The following is a 16452-nucleotide window of genomic DNA, read 5'->3' as shown; positions in this document are numbered from 1 at the left end:
GCTCCCGCCGTACCGGGACCAACCGCCGTCGATCCGCCCGGCCGGGGCGGACCGCCCCGGTGCGCCGTCCGCGCCACACCGCCGGACCGGGGCGGGGGCATCGTGGCCGGACCTTGACCGTCCGCGTTCAGGAACACCCCGTACTCTGGTGTGCCTGGTCGGAGCCGATCAATCGAGCGTGCGGAGCCTAACAGTGGTCATGCGTAGCAGCCCCCTGCCGAGGATGAGCCGACGCGGACGCGTCACGATCGGTGTGCTGGTCGGGGTGTTTCTGCTGTTCACCCTGCTCAGTTGGGGGGTGCAGGCCTTCACGGACTGGCTCTGGTTCGACGAGGTCCAGTTCACCGAGGTCTTCACCGGGGTGCTGATCACCCAGGTGGTGCTCTTCCTGGTGGTCGGTCTGGCGATGGCGGCCGTCGTCGGCGGCAACCTCTGGCTGGCGTACCGGATGCGGCCGAAGCTGCGCCCGCACTCCGCCGAGCAGGCCACCCTGGAGCGGTACCGGATGCTGCTCGGGCCCCGGCTCGGGCTGTGGATCACGCTGGTGGCGGTGGTCATCGGGATCTTCGCCGGGATCTCCGCGCAGAGCCGGTGGAGCCAGTGGCTGCTCTTCCGCAACGGTGGCGACTTCGGGACGACGGACCCGGAGTTCGGCGTCGACATCGGGTTCTACGTCTTCCAGTTGCCGTTCTGGCGGTACCTGCTGGGCGTCGGCTTCACCGCCGTGGTGCTGGCCCTGCTCGGCGCGCTCGCCGTGCACTACATCTACGGCGGCATCCGGCTCCAGGGCGTCGGTGACCGGATCACCAATGCCGCGCGCGCCCACCTGACCTCGCTGGTCGCCGTCTTCGTGCTGCTCAAGGCGGTCGCGTACGTGCTGGACCGGCGGGCGATGCTGCTGGAGTACAACGACGGCGTCAACCTCTACGGCGCCGGGTACGCCGACGTCAACGCGTTGCTGCCGGCGAAGGAGATCCTGGCGTACATCTCCGTGGTGGTGGCGATCGCCATCATCGTCTTCTCCAACGCGGTGATGCGGAACCTGGTCTGGCCCGGCATCTCGCTGGCCCTGCTGGGGATCTCCGCCGTGGCGATCGGCGGCATCTACCCCTGGGCGGTGCAGACCTTCGAGGTCCGGCCGAGCGAGAAGGACAAGGAAGCGGAGTACATCGAGCGGAGCATCCAGGCGACCCGGGCGGCGTTCGGGATCGAGGCCACCCAACCGGTGCGGTACGCGGCGAACAACCTCACCCCACCGGCGAGCCTGGCCACCGACACCGCCGTGGTGCAGAACATCCGCCTGCTCGACCCGCAGCTGGTCTCCGAGACCTACACCCAGCGGCAGCAGGTCCGCCAGTTCTACGACTTCGGCGAGAAGCTCGACGTCGACCGGTACACCGTCAACGGCAAGACGCAGGACTACGTGGTCGGCCTCCGGGAGATCAACTACCGCCAGCTCAGCGGCCAGCAGAACACCTGGATCAACCGGCACACCGTCTACACCCACGGCTACGGCCTGGTCGCCGCCCCGGCGAACCAGGTGGTCTGCGGCGGGCAGCCGTACTTCGTCTCCGGCTTCCTCGACGACGCCAACGAGCAGCAGGAGGAGCAGAACGCGCAGGGCGAGCGCTGCACCTCCAACGCCGACACCATCCCCACCGAGCAGCCCCGGGTCTACTACGGCGAGCGGATGGAGCCCGGTGACTACGCGATCGTCGGGCAGACCGACCCGGAGCGCAACGCGGAGTTCGACCGGCCGGTCGGCGACAGCGGCGACGAGGGCGGCCCCGGCGAGTTCTACACCTACACCGGCTCCGGTGGCGTCGAGATCGGCTCCTTCCCCCGCCGCCTGCTGTACGCGATCAAGGAGCAGGAGTCGAACTTCCTCCTCTCCGACCGGGTCAACGAGAACTCGAAGCTGCTCTACGTGCGGAACCCCCGGGACCGGGTGGAGAAGGTCGCGCCGTTCCTGACCGTGGACGGCGACCCGTACCCGGCGGTGGTGAACGGTCGGGTCACCTGGATCATCGACGGCTACACCACCTCGGCGACCTACCCGTACGCCGAGCGGGTCAACCTCCAGCAGGAGACCGCCGACGAGCTGACCGGCCGGGGCACCTTCCAGCTCGCCCGGGAGAACGTCACCTACATCCGCAACTCGGTGAAGGCCACCGTCGACGCGTACGACGGCACCGTCACCCTGTACGAGTTCGACGAGAACGACCCGGTGCTCAAGGCCTGGAACAAGGCCTTCGGCGGCGACCTGGTCAAGCCGAAGGCGGAGATCCCGGCCGAGCTGACGGAGCACCTCCGGTACCCGGCGGACCTGTTCAAGGTGCAGCGCAACCTGCTCACCCGGTTCCACGTGACCGACCCGGGCGACTTCTACTCGGCCCAGGACTTCTGGCAGGTGCCGAGCGTGCCGGACGCCCCGGACAGCGGCCAGCGGCAGCCCCCGTACTACCTCTACACCCAGTTCCCCGGCCAGGACGCGCCGAGGTTCCAGCTCACCTCGGCGGTCACCCCGAACGGCCGGCAGAACCTCGCCGCGCTGATCACCGGTTCGTACGTCGACGGTCAGCCGCAACTGGAGGTGCTGGACCTGCCCGACCAGACCCGGATCTCGGGTCCGGTGCAGGTGCACCAGCAGATGACCAACAACGCCGACATCCGGCAGCAGCTCAACCTGCTCTCCTCGAACCAGGCCCAGGTGCAGTACGGCAACCTGCTCTCCCTGCCGTTCGGCAACGGGATGCTCTACGTCGAGCCGGTCTACGTCAAGACCAACCAGGAGAACGCGCCGCCGCTGTTGCAGCGGGTGCTGATGTCCTACGGTGACGGCGGCTCGTACGTGGTGCTGGCCAACAGCGTGTCGGAGGGCATCGAGGCGCTGGTGGAGCAGGGCAAGCGGGCCGGTGCCCAGGCGCCCCCGCCGACCACGGACGAGGGCGAGAACCCGCCGGAGACCCCGCCGGCCCCGCCGCCGGCGATGACCGGTGACCTGGCCGAGGCGGCGAGCCAGGTGCAGACCGCGATCACCGAGGTACGGGCCGCGCAGACCTCCGGCGACTTCGCCCGGTACGGCGAGGCGCTGAAGAAGCTGGACGAGGCGATGGCCGCGTTCCAGCGGGCCCAGCAGGCGGCCGGCCCCTCGCCGACCCCGGCACCCAGCGGCAGTCCGGCGGCGTCACCGTCACCGTCCGGCGGCTGACCGCCCCGGCGCAGCGTCGCCCGGCCGCTCGCGGCCGGGCACCCTCCACGGACCCGTGGTCACGGCACGACAGGTGCCGTGACCACGGGTTCCGGCGTACCGGGAGCGGTGCCGACGCCGGGGGAGGGGGCCGTTTTGCGGCTCCGGGGGGTGGTGCGCTACGGTTGTCCTACCGACGCGGGGTGGAGCAGCTCGGTAGCTCGCTGGGCTCATAACCCAGAGGTCGCAGGTTCAAATCCTGTCCCCGCTACCACACCGAACGGCCCCGAGGATCACTCCTCGGGGCCGTTTCGTATCCGCCCCCGCAGAAGCCCCCGTGCGCTCGTCCCGAGCGCCCATCTCCATCCCCGGCCTTCCGCCCCGCCTCGTGCCGCTCCCGGCCGCCTGAGCCCCTACTGGCGGACGCGGCCCACCCGCCGGTAGGGGCGGGCGGCGTGAATCGGGGCCCCGGCTGATCGCTCTCCACCGCATGCGATAAGCTTCAACAGCCGACGCGGGGTGGAGCAGCTCGGTAGCTCGCTGGGCTCATAACCCAGAGGTCGCAGGTTCAAATCCTGTCCCCGCTACCACCCGAGAGTGCCCGGAGGAATTCTTCCTCCGGGCACTCTCGCCATTCCCACCCTTCGTCCCGCTGCCACCCGGTGATCACACGGCTTCGGTCGTCCCCATCCGTCCTCGGTGACCGAAACCCCGTGGTCACGCCTGCCTGGGGTGGGGCGGGCGGGGACCGGGGGAGCGGTGGGGTCGGTGGGGGTGGGTGTATGGGGTGCCAGGGTTGCGGTGGTGGGCGAGGATGAGGGGCATGTCTTCCTGGAGCAGATGGTGGGGCCGGCTCGGCGCGGTCCTGGGAACGGTCTCGCTGGCGGTGTTCGTGCCCGTGGCGGCCTGGGCGTCCACCGGCACGGGGGAGGTGGTGCTGGAGGCGGCGCGGCGGCGTGGCGGGCGCGGCTTCGGCCTGATCGGGCTGCTCTGCTGCCTGGTGGTGGTCGTGGTGATCGTCCTGCTGCTGGTGCGCCTGATGCGCGGCCGGCGGGGTGGCCCACCGACCCGTTGACCCGCCTTCCCGCGTGGCCCGCCTTTCCGCTTGACCCGGTGTCCCGCTGACCCGCGCCGCCCCGGTTGACCCGGCGCGGCGTCCACCGGCGCGGTGGGGGTCACCGGGCCGGTGCGGGCCCGGGGTGGGTCACTCGGCCAGGGCGGCGCCGGACTCGTTGACGAAGCGGGTGGCGGCGGCGCGGATGGTCGCCTCGCCCTGCTGCACGCTCTCCGCCGCCGAGGTCAGCAGCCGGCGGACCTTGGCGTGGCCCTTGGGCGGTGGCGCGGGTGCCGGGCCGAACCGGTTGGCCAGGGTCGCCTCGAAGGCGGCCGAGCGCTTGACCGCCGGGTCGGTGAGGTTCTGCTGCACGTACCGCCGGACACCGAGGTTGGCGCTCAGCCCGCGTTCGATGCCGAGCGTCCGGCCGACCTCCAGGTTGTTGGTGAGGAAGTTGATCACGTCGACGACGGCGTCCGGGTGGCGGGTGCCCCGGAAGGCCGCCCAGTACATCGACGCCCGCGCCCAGTGGGCCGCCGGTGGGCCGGGGCAGCTCACCAGGTCGAGTTCGTCCCTGGTGTGGCTCTGCAGGTCGGCGAGCTGGTTGGACCAGATGAACGAGGCCGCGGTGTCCCCGGTGACGACGAGTTGCCGGGACGGGTCGCCGTCGACCGCGCGGGCGATCAGCTCCAGGCTCGGCGTGACCCGTGCCGACCGGGCCTGCTGCCACAGGTCGAACCACTCGACCGCGTGCGAGATGTCGAACCCGAGCCGCCGCCCCCGGTACAGCTCGGCGTTGCGGGTCCGCAGCCACAGCCAGAACGGCCGGTAGTCCCCGGACGGGTCCATGGTGCCGGCGACCCTGCCGTCGCTGGCCCGGGTGACCTGCCCGGCCCAGTCGAGGTACTCCTGGTAGGACATGCCCATCCGGGGCTCGGGTACCCCGATCCGGCGCAGCAGGGTCCGGTTGAAGGCCAGCGCGGGGGTGTTCTGCGCGGCGGCCACGGCCATGGTGCGGCCCTCCACCTCGGCGTAGGCGGCCAGGCTCTCCGGCAGCGCGCGCAGGTCCAGCCGGCTGTCCGCGACGTGCCCGGTCAGGTCGAGCAGGATCTCCCGCTGGGCGTACTCGGCGAGGAAGTTGTCGTCGATCTGGAGCAGGTCGGGCGGGTTACCGCCGGCGGCCTGGGTGGCGAGCCGCTCGTAGTACCCGGGGTTGGCCTGCCAGGTGACCCGGAAGGTGACCCGGGGGTTGCGGGCGGTGTACAGCGCCAGCGCCCGTTCGGTGCTCTCCGCCCGTTGCGGGCTGCCCCACCAGAAGACGGACAGCTCCACCGACTCGTCCTCCACCAGGGCGGCCCGGTTCTCGGTGCACCCGGCGAGGGCGCCGGTGGACAGTGCCGGCAGGCCCAGGACCGCGGCGAGGACCCGGCGGCGGCCGGGGTCGGCGTCCGGAGGGGACGGTGGGGTTCGTCGGGCGGCGGGCAAGGGGAGGCTCCTCGGTGCCGAGCAGTGCACGCGGTCGGACCATTTACACAGGTGGCGCGCGGGGGTGTCAACGGCCGGCCATCCGCCGGACCGGCAGCGATCACCGGCCCGTACGGTCAGCCGATCGACGGTCGTCGTGGTTGTCGGAGGGCGTCCGGTCGGCCGGGCCCGACCGCCGGTGTGACGCCGGACACTGCGGTACTGCGTGGTGTACTAGGGCCGTGGAGCTTCTGCACTCGGGCAAGGTCCGGGACGTCTACGCCGACGGTGACGATCTCATCCTCGTCGCGTCCGACCGGATCTCGGTCTACGACGTCGTGCTGCCGACGCCGATCCCGGACAAGGGCCGGCTGCTCACCGCGTTGTCGCTGTGGTGGTTCGAGCAGCTCGCCGACCTGGTCCCGCACCACGTCCTGTCCAGCACCGACGTGCCGGCCGAGTTCGCCGGGCGGGCGATCCGCTGCCGCCGGCTGGAGATGGTCCCGGTCGAGTGCGTGGCCCGGGGTTACCTGACCGGCGGTGGCTTCGCCGAGTACCAGCGCACCGGCGCGGTCTCCGGGCTGGAACTGCCCCGGGGCCTGGTCGAGGCGTCGATCCTGCCGGAGCCGATCTTCACCCCGTCGACCAAGGCGCCGGCCGGGGAGCACGACGAGCCGATCAGCTTCGCCGAGGTGGTGGACAAGGTCGGCGCGGAGACCGCCGAGCGGCTGCGCCAGATCACCATCGGCGTCTACTGCCGGGGCGCCGAGCTGGCCGCCGACCGGGGCATCCTGGTCGCCGACACCAAGATCGAGCTGGGCTGGGCGCCGGACGGCACCCTGGTCCTCGCCGACGAGGTGCTCACCTCCGACTCGTCCCGGTTCTGGCCGGCCGAGTCGTACCAGCCGGGGCGGGCCCAGTTCTCCTTCGACAAGCAGTACGTCCGGGACTGGGCCGCCAGCAGCGGCTGGGACAAGCGTCCCCCGGCGCCCGAGGTGCCGGCGGACGTGGTCGAGGCGACCCGGGCCCGGTACGTCGAGGTGTACGAGACGCTCACCGGCAACCGCTGGGAGTGACCCACCGGGCCTACTCGGCCCAGTCGAGACTCCGCTGCACCGCCTTGCCCCACTGGCGCAGCTCCCGCTCCCGCTGCCCGGGGTCCATGGTGGCCTCCCACTGCGCGTCGGAGCGCCACTGGCCGCGCAGGGTGTCCAGGTCCGGCCAGAAGCCGACCGCCAGGCCGGCCGCGTACGCGGCGCCGAGGCAGGTGGTCTCGGTGATCCGGGACCGGACCACCGGCACGTCCAGCACGTCGGCGAGGAACTGCATCAGCAGCCCGTTGGCGGTCATCCCGCCGTCCACCCGCAGCCGGCGCAGCGCGACGTCCGAGTCGGCGTTCATCGCGTCCACCACCTCGCGGGTCTGCCAGGCCGACGCCTCCAGCACCGCCCGCGCCAGGTGGCCCTTGGTGATGTACCCGGTGAGCCCGGCGATCACCCCCCGGGCGTCGCTGCGCCAGTGCGGCGCGAACAACCCGGAGAAGGCCGGCACCACGTAGCAGCCACCGTTGTCGTCCACGGTCCGGGCCAGCTCCTCCACCTCGGCGGCGGTGGAGATCAGGCCGAGGTTGTCCCGGAGCCACTGCACCAGCGCCCCGGTCACCGCGATCGCGCCCTCCAGGGCGTAGACGGCCGGCTGGCCGTCGATCCGGTACGCGACCGTGGTGAGCAGGCCGTGCCGGGAGGTGACCGGCCCGGTGCCGGTGTTGAGCAGCAGGAAGCTGCCGGTGCCGTAGGTGCACTTGGCCTCACCGGCGGAGAAGCAGGTCTGCCCGAACAGGGCGGCCTGTTGGTCGCCGAGCGCGCTGGCCACCGGCACCCCGGCGAGCACCCCCTCGGCGGTGCCGTAAACCTCGGCGGAGGATCGGATCTCCGGCAGCATCGCCGCCGGGACGCCCAGCGCGTCCAGCAGCTCGGGATCCCAGTCGAGGGTGCGCAGGTCCATCAGCATGGTCCGGCTGGCGTTGGTCACGTCGGTGACGTGCCGGCCGGTCAGCTTCCAGATCAGCCAGGTGTCCATCGTGCCGAAGAGGACCTCGCCGCGCTCGGCGCGTTCCCGCAGCCCCTCGGTGTGCTCCAGCAGCCAGCGCAGCTTCGGCCCGGCGAAGTACGTGGCCAGGATGAGGCCGGTGCGCTCGCGCACCCGCTGCTCGCCGTACGCCCGGTCCAGCTCGCGCAACTGCGGCCCGGTGCGGGTGTCCTGCCAGACGATCGCGTTGGCCACCGGGCGGCCGGTGGCCCGGTCCCACACCACGGTGGTCTCCCGCTGGTTGGTGATGCCCACCGCGGCGAGCCCGGTCGGGTCGGTCCCGGCGGCGGCCAGCGCCTCCCGGACGACCTGTTGCACGTTGGCCCAGATCTCCTCGGCGTCGTGCTCCACCCAGCCCGGTCGGGGGAAGATCTGCCGGTGCTCGCGCTGCGCCACGGAGACGATCTCCCCGGCCCGGTCGAACACGATGCAGCGGGACGAGGTGGTGCCCTGGTCGATGGCGGCGACGTACGGCGGGGTCACCGCAGCACCGTACCGGACCCCGGGGCGCCGCGCAGCGCACGCGAGGCGGGGGACGCGGTGCGGCGGCGACCGCCGGCGGGGCGTGACGTGGGCCGCCCGGTCCCGTTCGTACCATCCAGGGCGTGCGTGAGATTGCCGTGTTCAGCGGAACCGCCCATCCCGACCTGGCCGCCGAGATCTGCACCCACCTCGGCGTCCCGTTGCACCCGGTACGGGTGTCCCGGTTCGCCAACGACTGCCTGGAGGTGCAGCTCCAGGCGAACTGCCGGGAGCGGGACGTCTTCCTGATCCAGCCGCTGGTCCCGCCGGTGCAGGAGAACCTGGTCGAGCTGCTGCTCATGATCGACGCGGCCCGGGGCGCGTCGGCCCGCCGGATCACCGTGGTGCTGCCGCACTACGCGTACGCCCGGTCGGACAAGAAGGACGCCCCGCGCATCTCCATCGGCGGCCGGCTCGTCGCCGACCTGCTCACCTCGGCCGGGGCGAACCGGGTACTGGCGATGACCCTGCACTCGCCGCAGGTGCACGGGTTCTTCGCGGTGCCGGTGGACCACCTGCACGCGCTGCGCGAACTGGCCACCCACTTCCGGCAGTACGACCTGAGCGACACCGTGGTGGTCTCGCCGGACCTGGGCAACGCGAAGGAGGCGGCGGCCTTCGCCCGGATGCTCGGCACCCCGGTCGCGGCCGGGGCCAAGCAGCGGTTCAGCGACGACCGGGTGCAGATCAGCGCGGTGATCGGGGACGTGGTGGACCGGGACGTCATCGTCCTGGACGACGAGATCGCCAAGGGCAGCACCGTGATCGAGCTGATGGAGCACCTGCGGGAGTTGGAGGTCCGGTCGATCCGGCTGGCCTGCACCCACGGCCTGTTCTCCAGCGGCGCGCTGAACCGGCTGAGCGACCAGCAGGGGGTGACGGAGATCGTCTGCACCAACACGGTGCCGATCCCGGCCGCGAAGCGGGTGCCGAAGCTGAAGGTGCTCTCGGTCGCGCCCGCGCTGGCCGAGGCGGTACGCCGGATCCACAACGGTGAGTCGGTCAGCGCGCTTTTCGGCTGACCCGCCACGAGCCTGCCGCCGGTCCGCCACGAGCGCGGCCCACCGCGGGTGGGAGAGGGTGCGGGTCAGCCGGCGCCGGGCTGGGCCGGTTGCTGACCGGCGGCGAGTCGGGCGCTGATCCGTACGACGGTGCCCGACTCGCCGGTCTCGACCTCCATGGTGTCGCTCAGCTCGCGGGCGAGCCAGAGCCCCCAGCCCCCGGCGGTCTCCGGCGCGGGGCGGCTCCGGTCGTCCAGCCGCTGCTCGCTGATCCCGTGCCCGTGGTCGGCGACCTCGCAGAACAGGTGCGCCCCGTTCGGCCAGAGCCGGAGCCAGCCCTGCCCGCCGCCGTGCCGGACCGCGTTGGTGATCAGCTCGTTGACCGCGAGCACGAAGTCGTCCAGGGCCTGCCCGCGCAGCCCCGCCGCGGACGCGCAGGAGGCGACCGAGTGGCGCAGCTCGGTCACCCGGCCTTCGTCAAAGGCTTCGGCGATGAGGACGAAAGGTTCGATGGGCACAACCGTACGCGGTGCGGGGGAATCTGCATTCGGCATGGCCTGGTCCCGACGACGGATCTTGGAGTGGTTCGCGGCATTTCTACCGTACGTCGGGCTAGGCAGCCCCTGCACACGCTGGCTTTCCGGCCACGTACCCGGCTGTGGCATGGTGTCGCCATGTCCTCGCCCGGTGGTCTGGAGGTTCCGCTCTGGCGGGCCATCGCGGTGTTCCGGTTCGCCTCGCTGCTCTACGTCGGCGCGCTGGTCGTGCGCGACGCCGACCGGTACGCCCACCCGCTGGCCGCGGTCGTCGTCCTGGCGGTGATGCTCGGCTGGACGGTGGCCACCGCCGTGGCGTACGCCCGACCGGCCTGGCGGCGCTGGCCGCTGCTCCTGGCCGATCTCGCGGTGGTGGTCGGGGTCCTGCTGGTCACCCCCTGGGTGATCGGTCGGGAGGCGCTCGCCGCCGGGGTGCCCACCCTCGCCGTGGCCTGGCTCGGTGGGCCGGTGCTCGCCTGGGCGGTCTCCGGCGGCCGGCGGCGCGGCACGGTGGCCGCCCTGGTGGTCGGCGCGGCGGACCTGGCGACCCGGGACCACCTCGGCGACTCCTCGTTCACCGGGGCCATCCTGGTCCTCCTCGCCGGGCTGGTGGTGGGGCACGTGGCCCGGTTGGCGGTGACCGCGGAGGAACGGCTGCAACGGGCGGTGGAGCTGGAGGCGGCGACCCGGGAGCGGGAACGGCTGGCGCGGGGCATCCACGACTCGGTGCTCCAGGTGCTGGCGCTGGTGCAGCGGCGCGGCGCGCACCTCGACGGTGAGGCCGGGGAACTGGCCCGGCTCGCCGGTGAGCAGGAGGCGGCGCTGCGCGCGCTGATCGCCGGGCGGGACGCCACCGACCCGCCGGCCGGCGGCAGCGACCTGGACCTGCGTACCCTGCTGGGCCGGTACTCCTCCGCCACGGTGTCCGTCTCCGCGCCAGCCACCCCGGTGCCGATGCCCGCCCCGGTGGCCCGGGAACTGGCGGCGGCGGCCGGGGCCGCGCTGGACAACGTCGACCGGCACGCGGACGGGCGGGCGTGGGTGCTGATCGAGGACGAGGGGGCGACGGTGACGGTGTCGGTACGCGACGAGGGGCCGGGGATGCCCGAGGGGCGGCTCGCCGAGGCGGCCTCGCAGGGGCGGCTGGGGGTGGCGCAGTCCATCCGGGGTCGGGTGACCGACCTCGGCGGCACGGTCCGCATCCACTCCGCGCCCGGCCTCGGCACCGAGGTCGAGCTGACCGTGCCGAGGGGGCGGGGATGAGCGTCCGGGTGATGGTCGTCGACGACCACCCGATGTGGCGGGAAGGGGTGGCCCGGGACCTCACCGAGGCCGGCCACGTGGTGGTGGCGACCAGCGGGGAGGGGCGCCAGGCGGTGCGGGTGGCCGCCGCCGTCCGCCCCGACGTGGTCGTGCTGGACCTGCAACTGCCGGACATCTCCGGGGTGGAGGTGATCCACGGGCTGCGGGCGGCGCTGCCCGACGTCCGGGTGCTGATGTTGTCGGCGAGCGGGGAGCAGCAGAGCGTCCTCGACGCGGTGAAGGCCGGGGCCACCGGCTACCTGGTGAAGTCCGCCGCCCCGGCGGAGTTCCTGGACGCGGTGCGCCGGGCCGCCGCCGGTGAGCCGGTCTTCACCCCCGGCCTGGCCGGGCTGGTCCTCGGCGAGTACCGCCGGCTCGCCGCCGGGGGACCGAACGGGGACGCGGCGGCCCGCGACGGCACGGCCCCCCGGCTCACCGACCGGGAGACCGAGGTGCTGCGCCTGGTGGCGAAGGGGATGTCCTACAAGCAGATCGCCCAGCGGCTCGGGCTGTCCCACCGGACCGTGCAGAACCACGTCCAGAACACGCTGGGCAAGTTGCACCTGCACAACCGGGTCGAGCTGACCCGGTACGCCATCGAGCAGGGCCTGGACGAGTGAGCGGTCCCGGCGGGCCGGGTCAGGACGACCCGGGCGGCCGGGTCTCGTGGATCGCCAGCTCCTCGGCGCTCGCGCCACCACCGGCGGCCCCCGCGTCGTACGCCACCGAGTCGCTCTCCGAGTCGGAACGGACCCCCTCGTCCGGTTCGACCAGGCGACCCACCTGGGCGTCGGCCACCGTGCCGAGCTGGCCGTGGTCGTACAGCGAGACCGGCGAGCGCGGGTCGGAGGTCGGGCCCGGCTCGATCACGTCCGCGTCGAGCTGGGCCTGCGCGGCGGCCTCCTCGCTGTCCGCCTCGGCGGCGATGTCCGGGTCCACCGGGCCGGCCAGCGGGTCGTCCGCCGGACGCTCGTACTGTTCCCGGTCGAGCTTGTAGTCCAGCGACTCCCCGTCGAGCTGCTCCTCGGCCGTGGTGCCGTACCGGTCGACGGCCACCGGGGCCCGGTCGCCGGGGAGCTGTGCCGGCTCCGGCCCGTCCGCCTCCCGACCGGTCGCCACGTCGTCGTTGGCGGTCGAGTCGTCGTCGGCGGTGTCGGGCAGGCCCTCCGCCTCGGGGTCGGACACGGGAGTCGGGTACTCGTCGTCGCGCATGGTGGAGCACTACCCGATACCAGTACGGCGTAACCGACCCGGTGGTCCCCGACCGCCCGCCCGTCGCCCGGCCCGCCCGCTCAGTGCCGGAAGGCGGCCTCGTCCTCGGCGTACAGGACGCACCAGACGACCTTGCCGTCCGGTACGTCCGTGCTGCCCCAGCGGCGGGCGACGGTGTCGATCAGCAGCAGCCCGCGTCCGCCGGTCGAGGTCGGCGGGGCGAGCCCGGCGAACGCCGGCTGACGCCGGGAGTAGTCGCGTACCGCCAGGTGCAGCGCGCCCGCGCGGGGGGCCAGCCGCAGGGTCATCCCGGTGCGGGCGTGCGCCACCGCGTTGTTGACCATCTCGGTCACCGCGATGCAGCCCGGCTCGGCCAGCTCCGGCAGTCCCCACCGGGCGCAGCTCTCGGTCACCGTCACGCGGGCCTCCCGGGCCGCGCCGACGACCGGGGCGAGATCGGTGTGCACCGGCGCGGCGGCCGGTGCCCCGGCGAGCACGGCCAACGCCTCGGCCGGGGTGGCGCAGACCGGTGGCGCGTCCGGCCCCGGCGGCGTCGACCCGGCTGCCAGGGTCAGCCGGCCCGGGTCGAGGATCAGCAGCCCCGCCGCCGGCCAGTCGGCGACCGCCCGGTGGACCTCGGCGAAGAGCCGACCGGTACCGGGCGCGGCCGACCGCAGCGCGCTGAGGTCGACCACCAGCGGACCCGGTCGGGCGCAGAGCCGGGTGAGCAAAATGTCACGCACCGTGTCGGCTCCGGCGGGGGTGAGCAGCCCGGACAGCCGGACGACCGTGGTTGATCCGTCCGTCTCCACCAGGCATTGCACGTCCGTCGGCATAACCCTGTCATTGTGCACGTCGGGTACGGAGCGTGCAGCCGGGCCCTCGGCTCGCACCGTGGGCCGGTGCGAGCGCGCCGGATCGGCGGGGACCGGGGCCGCGTCGGGTGGCCCGGACCGGTCCGGGTGGTCACGGCCCGTCTGACCGATCCCGATCTGTCAGGTTTGGTCTTCTCCGGGGCCGGTTAATGGGACGCTCTGACCGGAGACCCACCACTCGTAGAACGCATGGAGGTGACCCATGCGCGTCGGCCTCGTCTGTGCCCACGCCGGCCCGTCCCCGTACGCCGACGGTCTCGTCGTCGGCACCCACCAGCACATCGCCCGGGTCGCCGCCGAACTGGCCGGACGCGGGCACGACGTCCGGGTGTACGAGCGCCGCGAGGACGCGGGCCTGGCCGAGGTGACCGAGGTCGGGGGGTACCTGCTGGAGCGGGTCCCGGTCGGTCCGACCGCCCCGGCGCCCACCGCCGCGCTGGTGCCGTACGTCCCCGAGTTCGGCCGCTGGCTCAGCGAGCGCTGGTCCGGCGACTGGCGGCCGGACGTGGTGCACGGGCACTACTGGGTGGGTGGCCTCGCCGCCGCCACGGCGGTGCGGGAGACCGACATCCCGGTCGTGCAGACGTTCCACTCGCTCGGCGTCGAGCAACTGCGCCACCTCGGCCGGGGCTACGACGGGCCGGGGGAGCGGATCCCGCTGGAACGGGCCCTGACCCGGGCGGTGGACATCGCGGTCGCCCAGTGCAACGACGAGGTCGACGAACTCACCCGGATGGGGCTGCACCGGGCCTCGGTGGCGATGGTGCCGGCCGGCGTCGACACCGCGCACTTCCACCCCGACGGGGAGGCGGCCCCCCGCGACCAGCGGTCCCGGATCCTCTCCGTGGGCGGGCTCGCCGCCGGCCACGGCCAGGACGACCTGATCCGGGCGATGCGGCTGGTGGGCGACGCCGAACTCGTGATCGCCGGTGGACCCCCCGCCGAGCAGCTCGCCCAGCACGCCGAGGCACGCCGCCTGCGGGAACTGGCCGAACGGCACGGGGTCGCCGAGCAGGTCCGCCTGGTCGGCGCGGTGCCGCACGACCAGATGGCCACCTGGTACCGCTCCGCCGACGTGGTGGCCTGCACCCCGCACTACTCCTCGGCGGGCCGGGTGTCGCTGGAGGCGATGGCGTGCGGCGTACCGGTGGTCGGCTACGCCATGGGCGGCATCGCCGACGCGGTGGTGGACGAGGTCACCGGCAAGCTGGTCCCGCCGGGCGACGTCCGGACCCTGGGGGTGACCCTGCGCCGGCTGCTCGCCGACAACGCCGGCCGGTTCGCGTACGGGCACGCCGCCGTGGACCGGGTCCGGTGCAGCTACACCTGGGAACGGACGGCGAGCGCGCTGGAGCGGCTCTACGAACGGGTGGTCGGCCGCCGCCGCCCCGTGGAGGCGTGACCGGACCGGGTCCCGGGGCGGCGTGACCGCACCGCCCCGGGGACGGCTGTGGGTGCGGGCGGGCCGGGTCAGCCGGGGCGGCGGGCCGGTGTGGGGATGCCCACCTCGGCGCGGGCCCGCCGGTCGGCGACGGCGTGCTGGTGCTGCGGCTCGGCGTACCGGGTCAGGCCGATGACCGCGACGAGCGTGGCCAGGAACCCGAGGCCGGCCAGCCACTCCCGGCCCGGCCAGATCTTGTCGTTGAGCAGCAGCAGGCCGACGATCGCGGCGGGCACCGCCCCGGCGGCGTCCATGGCGGCCACGGCGGCGGTGGTCGACCCGCGCTGCATGGCCAGGCCGAGCAGGAGCTGACCGACGACCGAGTGGGCGACCAGCAGGTAGAGCAGCGGGTGGCGGAGGAACGCCTCCACCGAGTGCACCGCGGCCAGCGGCCGGGCCGCCACCGCGGCGGCGGAGAACGCCAACCCGGCCAGGGAGCCCAGCGCCACCGACCCGGGCGCGCCGTGCAGCCGGACCGCGAAGACGCCCACCACCCCGACCACGACCAGGGTGACCAGCAACGCGACGGTGCCGGCGGCGCCGAGCTGCTTCGAGGTGGCCGGCCGGGCGGAGAGCACCAGCGCGGCGATCCCGACGAAGAGCAGCACCAGCAGGGCCACCTCGGCGGCGGGTAGTCGCCACTTCAGCACCGCCACGCCGAGGATCGCGGTCACCCCGAGCCCGGCGGCCACGCTCGCCTGCACCAGGAACAACGGCAGGTCGCGCCGGGCCAGGAAGGCCAGGACGAAGGCGGCCATCTGGCAACCCAGCCCGAGCAGGTACGTGCGGTGGCTGGCCAGCCGCAGCAGCAGCCCCGGGTCGAAGGTGTGGTGCACCGTGGTCCGGGCGGCGGCGACCGACTGGAGGAGGTTGGCGACGCCGTACGCGACGATCATCGCCGCGAGGAAACACCAACCGGTTGCGGACACCTGGCGAGGATAGTGGCTGCCGTCGGTCAGTGCGCGGCTGGCCGGGTGAGCCGGGCCAGCACGTCGGCGTGCAGCGGGCCGTTGCTGGCCACCGCGCTGCCGTCGCCGGGCGCGAGTTGGCCGGTCAGGTCGGTGAAGGCGCCCCCGGCCTCGGTGACGATCGGCACCAGCGCGGCGACGTCCCACAGCGACAGCTCCGGCTCCACCATCACGTCCAGTGCCCCCTCGGCCAGCAGCATGTAGCCGTAGAAGTCGCCGTACGCCCGGCTGCGCCAGGTCTCGCGCATCAGGCCGAGCATCCCGTCCAGCCGCCCGCCGGCGATCCAGCCGTCCAGGGAGGAGTAGCAGAAGCTCGCGTCGGCGAGCCGGCCCACACCGGAGACCCGGATCGGGGCGCCACCGGCGGCGTCCGGCCCGGCGTACGCGCCGGCGCCCGTCGCCGCCCACCAGCGGCGGCCCAGCGCCGGGGCGGAGACCAGCCCCAGCACCGGGCGGTCCCCCTCCAGCAGGGCGATCAGGGTGGCCCAGATCGGCACGCCCCGGATGAAGTTCTTGGTGCCGTCGACCGGGTCCACCACCCAGCGCCGTCCGTCCGGGCCGGCCGCCGGCTGCTCGCCGTACTCCTCGCCGAGCAGGCCGTCCCCGGGGCGGTGCTCGGCCAGCAGGGCCCGGATCTCCCGCTCCACGGCGGTGTCCGCGTCGGAGACCGGGGTCAGGTCCGGCTTGGCCTCGACCCGCAGGTCGAGCGCGCGGAACCGGGCCGTCGAGACGGCGTCGGCCCGGTCGGCGAGCAGGTGGGCGAGGGCGATGTCGTCGGCGTACCGGGTCATGCCGCTGA

14 protein-coding genes and 2 tRNA genes are annotated in these 16452 nt (G+C 73.5%); 9 read left to right on the top strand and 7 right to left on the bottom strand.

Translation table 11 applies throughout. The features are described from left to right. Positions 1-223 precede the first annotated feature (223 nt). The 4 genes from AWW66_RS05660 to AWW66_RS05645 all read left to right on the top strand — a co-directional run bounded on the left by AWW66_RS05660 (position 224) and on the right by AWW66_RS05645 (position 4265). The gene (locus AWW66_RS05660) at positions 224-3211 is read left to right on the top strand and encodes a UPF0182 family membrane protein (protein ID WP_067360724.1); all 2988 of its coding nucleotides are present in this window, start codon (positions 224-226) and stop codon (positions 3209-3211) included. A gap of 176 nt (positions 3212-3387) precedes the next feature. Further along, positions 3388-3464 (top strand) — tRNA-Met (locus AWW66_RS05655). A 239-nt stretch (positions 3465-3703) separates the two neighbouring features. Beyond that, positions 3704-3780: transfer RNA gene (locus AWW66_RS05650), tRNA-Met, on the top strand. Between the two features lie 233 nt (positions 3781-4013). Further along, positions 4014-4265, top strand: a complete 252-nt coding sequence (locus tag AWW66_RS05645; protein ID WP_067360721.1) for a hypothetical protein — start codon at positions 4014-4016, stop codon at positions 4263-4265. Positions 4266-4394: 129 nt separating this feature from the next. Here AWW66_RS05645 and AWW66_RS05640 read toward each other — a convergent pair whose 3' ends face one another. Further along, positions 4395-5729 carry an ABC transporter substrate-binding protein gene (locus AWW66_RS05640; protein WP_067360718.1) on the bottom strand — a complete coding sequence of 445 codons (1335 nt, stop codon included), beginning with the start codon at positions 5727-5729 and terminating at the stop codon, positions 4395-4397. Positions 5730-5950: 221 nt separating this feature from the next. Between AWW66_RS05640 and AWW66_RS05635 the strand changes: the two genes are divergently transcribed. Further along, positions 5951-6784: a phosphoribosylaminoimidazolesuccinocarboxamide synthase gene (locus AWW66_RS05635; protein WP_067360716.1), complete on the top strand. Its 834-nt coding sequence runs from the start codon at positions 5951-5953 to the stop codon at positions 6782-6784. A gap of 10 nt (positions 6785-6794) precedes the next feature. Here the strand turns inward: AWW66_RS05635 and glpK are convergent, their stop codons facing one another. After that, positions 6795-8279: a glycerol kinase GlpK gene (gene glpK / locus AWW66_RS05630; RefSeq protein ID WP_067360713.1), complete on the bottom strand. Its 1485-nt coding sequence runs from the start codon at positions 8277-8279 to the stop codon at positions 6795-6797. 122 nt (positions 8280-8401) lie between these two features. On the opposite strand from glpK, the gene AWW66_RS05625 reads away from it, so the two are divergent. Beyond that, positions 8402-9340, top strand: a complete 939-nt coding sequence (locus tag AWW66_RS05625; protein ID WP_067360710.1) for a ribose-phosphate diphosphokinase — start codon at positions 8402-8404, stop codon at positions 9338-9340. 65 nt (positions 9341-9405) lie between these two features. On the opposite strand, the gene AWW66_RS05620 is transcribed toward AWW66_RS05625, so the two are convergent. Then, entirely contained in the window at positions 9406-9873 is a 468-nt protein-coding gene (locus tag AWW66_RS05620; protein ID WP_067360707.1) for an ATP-binding protein, read from the bottom strand. Positions 9874-9993: 120 nt separating this feature from the next. Here AWW66_RS05620 and macS point away from each other — a divergent pair, with 120 nt between their 5' ends. Beyond that, the gene (gene macS / locus AWW66_RS05615; RefSeq protein ID WP_067360704.1) at positions 9994-11118 is read left to right on the top strand and encodes a MacS family sensor histidine kinase; all 1125 of its coding nucleotides are present in this window, start codon (positions 9994-9996) and stop codon (positions 11116-11118) included. Beyond that, on the top strand, positions 11115-11777 hold the full coding sequence (locus tag AWW66_RS05610; protein ID WP_067360701.1) for a response regulator: 663 nt from the start codon (positions 11115-11117) through the stop codon (positions 11775-11777). The genes macS and AWW66_RS05610 overlap by 4 nt, the downstream gene beginning before the upstream one ends. Positions 11778-11796: 19 nt before the next feature. On the opposite strand, the gene AWW66_RS05605 is transcribed toward AWW66_RS05610, so the two are convergent. Together AWW66_RS05605 and AWW66_RS05600 are read right to left on the bottom strand one after the other, a co-directional pair. Continuing rightward, on the bottom strand, positions 11797-12369 hold the full coding sequence (locus tag AWW66_RS05605; protein WP_067360698.1) for a DUF5709 domain-containing protein: 573 nt from the start codon (positions 12367-12369) through the stop codon (positions 11797-11799). Between the two features lie 80 nt (positions 12370-12449). Beyond that, the gene (locus AWW66_RS05600) at positions 12450-13205 is read right to left on the bottom strand and encodes an ATP-binding protein (RefSeq protein ID WP_067360694.1); all 756 of its coding nucleotides are present in this window, start codon (positions 13203-13205) and stop codon (positions 12450-12452) included. A 241-nt stretch (positions 13206-13446) separates the two neighbouring features. Here AWW66_RS05600 and AWW66_RS05595 point away from each other — a divergent pair, with 241 nt between their 5' ends. Next, positions 13447-14646: a glycosyltransferase gene (locus AWW66_RS05595; RefSeq protein WP_067360691.1), complete on the top strand. Its 1200-nt coding sequence runs from the start codon at positions 13447-13449 to the stop codon at positions 14644-14646. A 68-nt stretch (positions 14647-14714) separates the two neighbouring features. Here AWW66_RS05595 and AWW66_RS05590 read toward each other — a convergent pair whose 3' ends face one another. Continuing rightward, positions 14715-15581: a hypothetical protein gene (locus AWW66_RS05590; protein WP_211271842.1), complete on the bottom strand. Its 867-nt coding sequence runs from the start codon at positions 15579-15581 to the stop codon at positions 14715-14717. 59 nt (positions 15582-15640) lie between these two features. Then, positions 15641-16444: a histidinol-phosphatase gene (gene hisN, locus AWW66_RS05585; RefSeq protein WP_067360686.1), complete on the bottom strand. Its 804-nt coding sequence runs from the start codon at positions 16442-16444 to the stop codon at positions 15641-15643. Positions 16445-16452: the final 8 nt, after the last annotated feature.

Source organism: Micromonospora rosaria, from assembly GCF_001567585.1.
In the GTDB taxonomy this organism is placed as follows: domain Bacteria; phylum Actinomycetota; class Actinomycetes; order Mycobacteriales; family Micromonosporaceae; genus Micromonospora; species Micromonospora rosaria.
This window is presented reverse-complemented; position numbering and strand designations above follow the sequence as displayed.

Excerpts from the sequence above, each read along its gene's own strand:
- AWW66_RS05660 (WP_067360724.1), top strand. The coding sequence starts at position 224 with ATGAGCCGACGCGGACGCGTCACGATCGGTGTGCTGGTCGGGGTGTTT.
- AWW66_RS05645 (WP_067360721.1), top strand. The coding sequence starts at position 4,014 with ATGTCTTCCTGGAGCAGATGGTGGGGCCGGCTCGGCGCGGTCCTGGGA.
- AWW66_RS05620 (WP_067360707.1), bottom strand. The coding sequence starts at position 9,873 with ATGCCGAATGCAGATTCCCCCGCACCGCGTACGGTTGTGCCCATCGAA.
- macS (WP_067360704.1), top strand. The coding sequence starts at position 9,994 with ATGTCCTCGCCCGGTGGTCTGGAGGTTCCGCTCTGGCGGGCCATCGCG.
- AWW66_RS05610 (WP_067360701.1), top strand. The coding sequence starts at position 11,115 with ATGAGCGTCCGGGTGATGGTCGTCGACGACCACCCGATGTGGCGGGAA.
- AWW66_RS05605 (WP_067360698.1), bottom strand. The coding sequence starts at position 12,369 with ATGCGCGACGACGAGTACCCGACTCCCGTGTCCGACCCCGAGGCGGAG.
- AWW66_RS05600 (WP_067360694.1), bottom strand. The coding sequence starts at position 13,205 with ATGCCGACGGACGTGCAATGCCTGGTGGAGACGGACGGATCAACCACG.
- AWW66_RS05595 (WP_067360691.1), top strand. The coding sequence starts at position 13,447 with ATGCGCGTCGGCCTCGTCTGTGCCCACGCCGGCCCGTCCCCGTACGCC.
- AWW66_RS05590 (WP_211271842.1), bottom strand. The coding sequence starts at position 15,581 with ATGATCGTCGCGTACGGCGTCGCCAACCTCCTCCAGTCGGTCGCCGCC.
- hisN (WP_067360686.1), bottom strand. The coding sequence starts at position 16,444 with ATGACCCGGTACGCCGACGACATCGCCCTCGCCCACCTGCTCGCCGAC.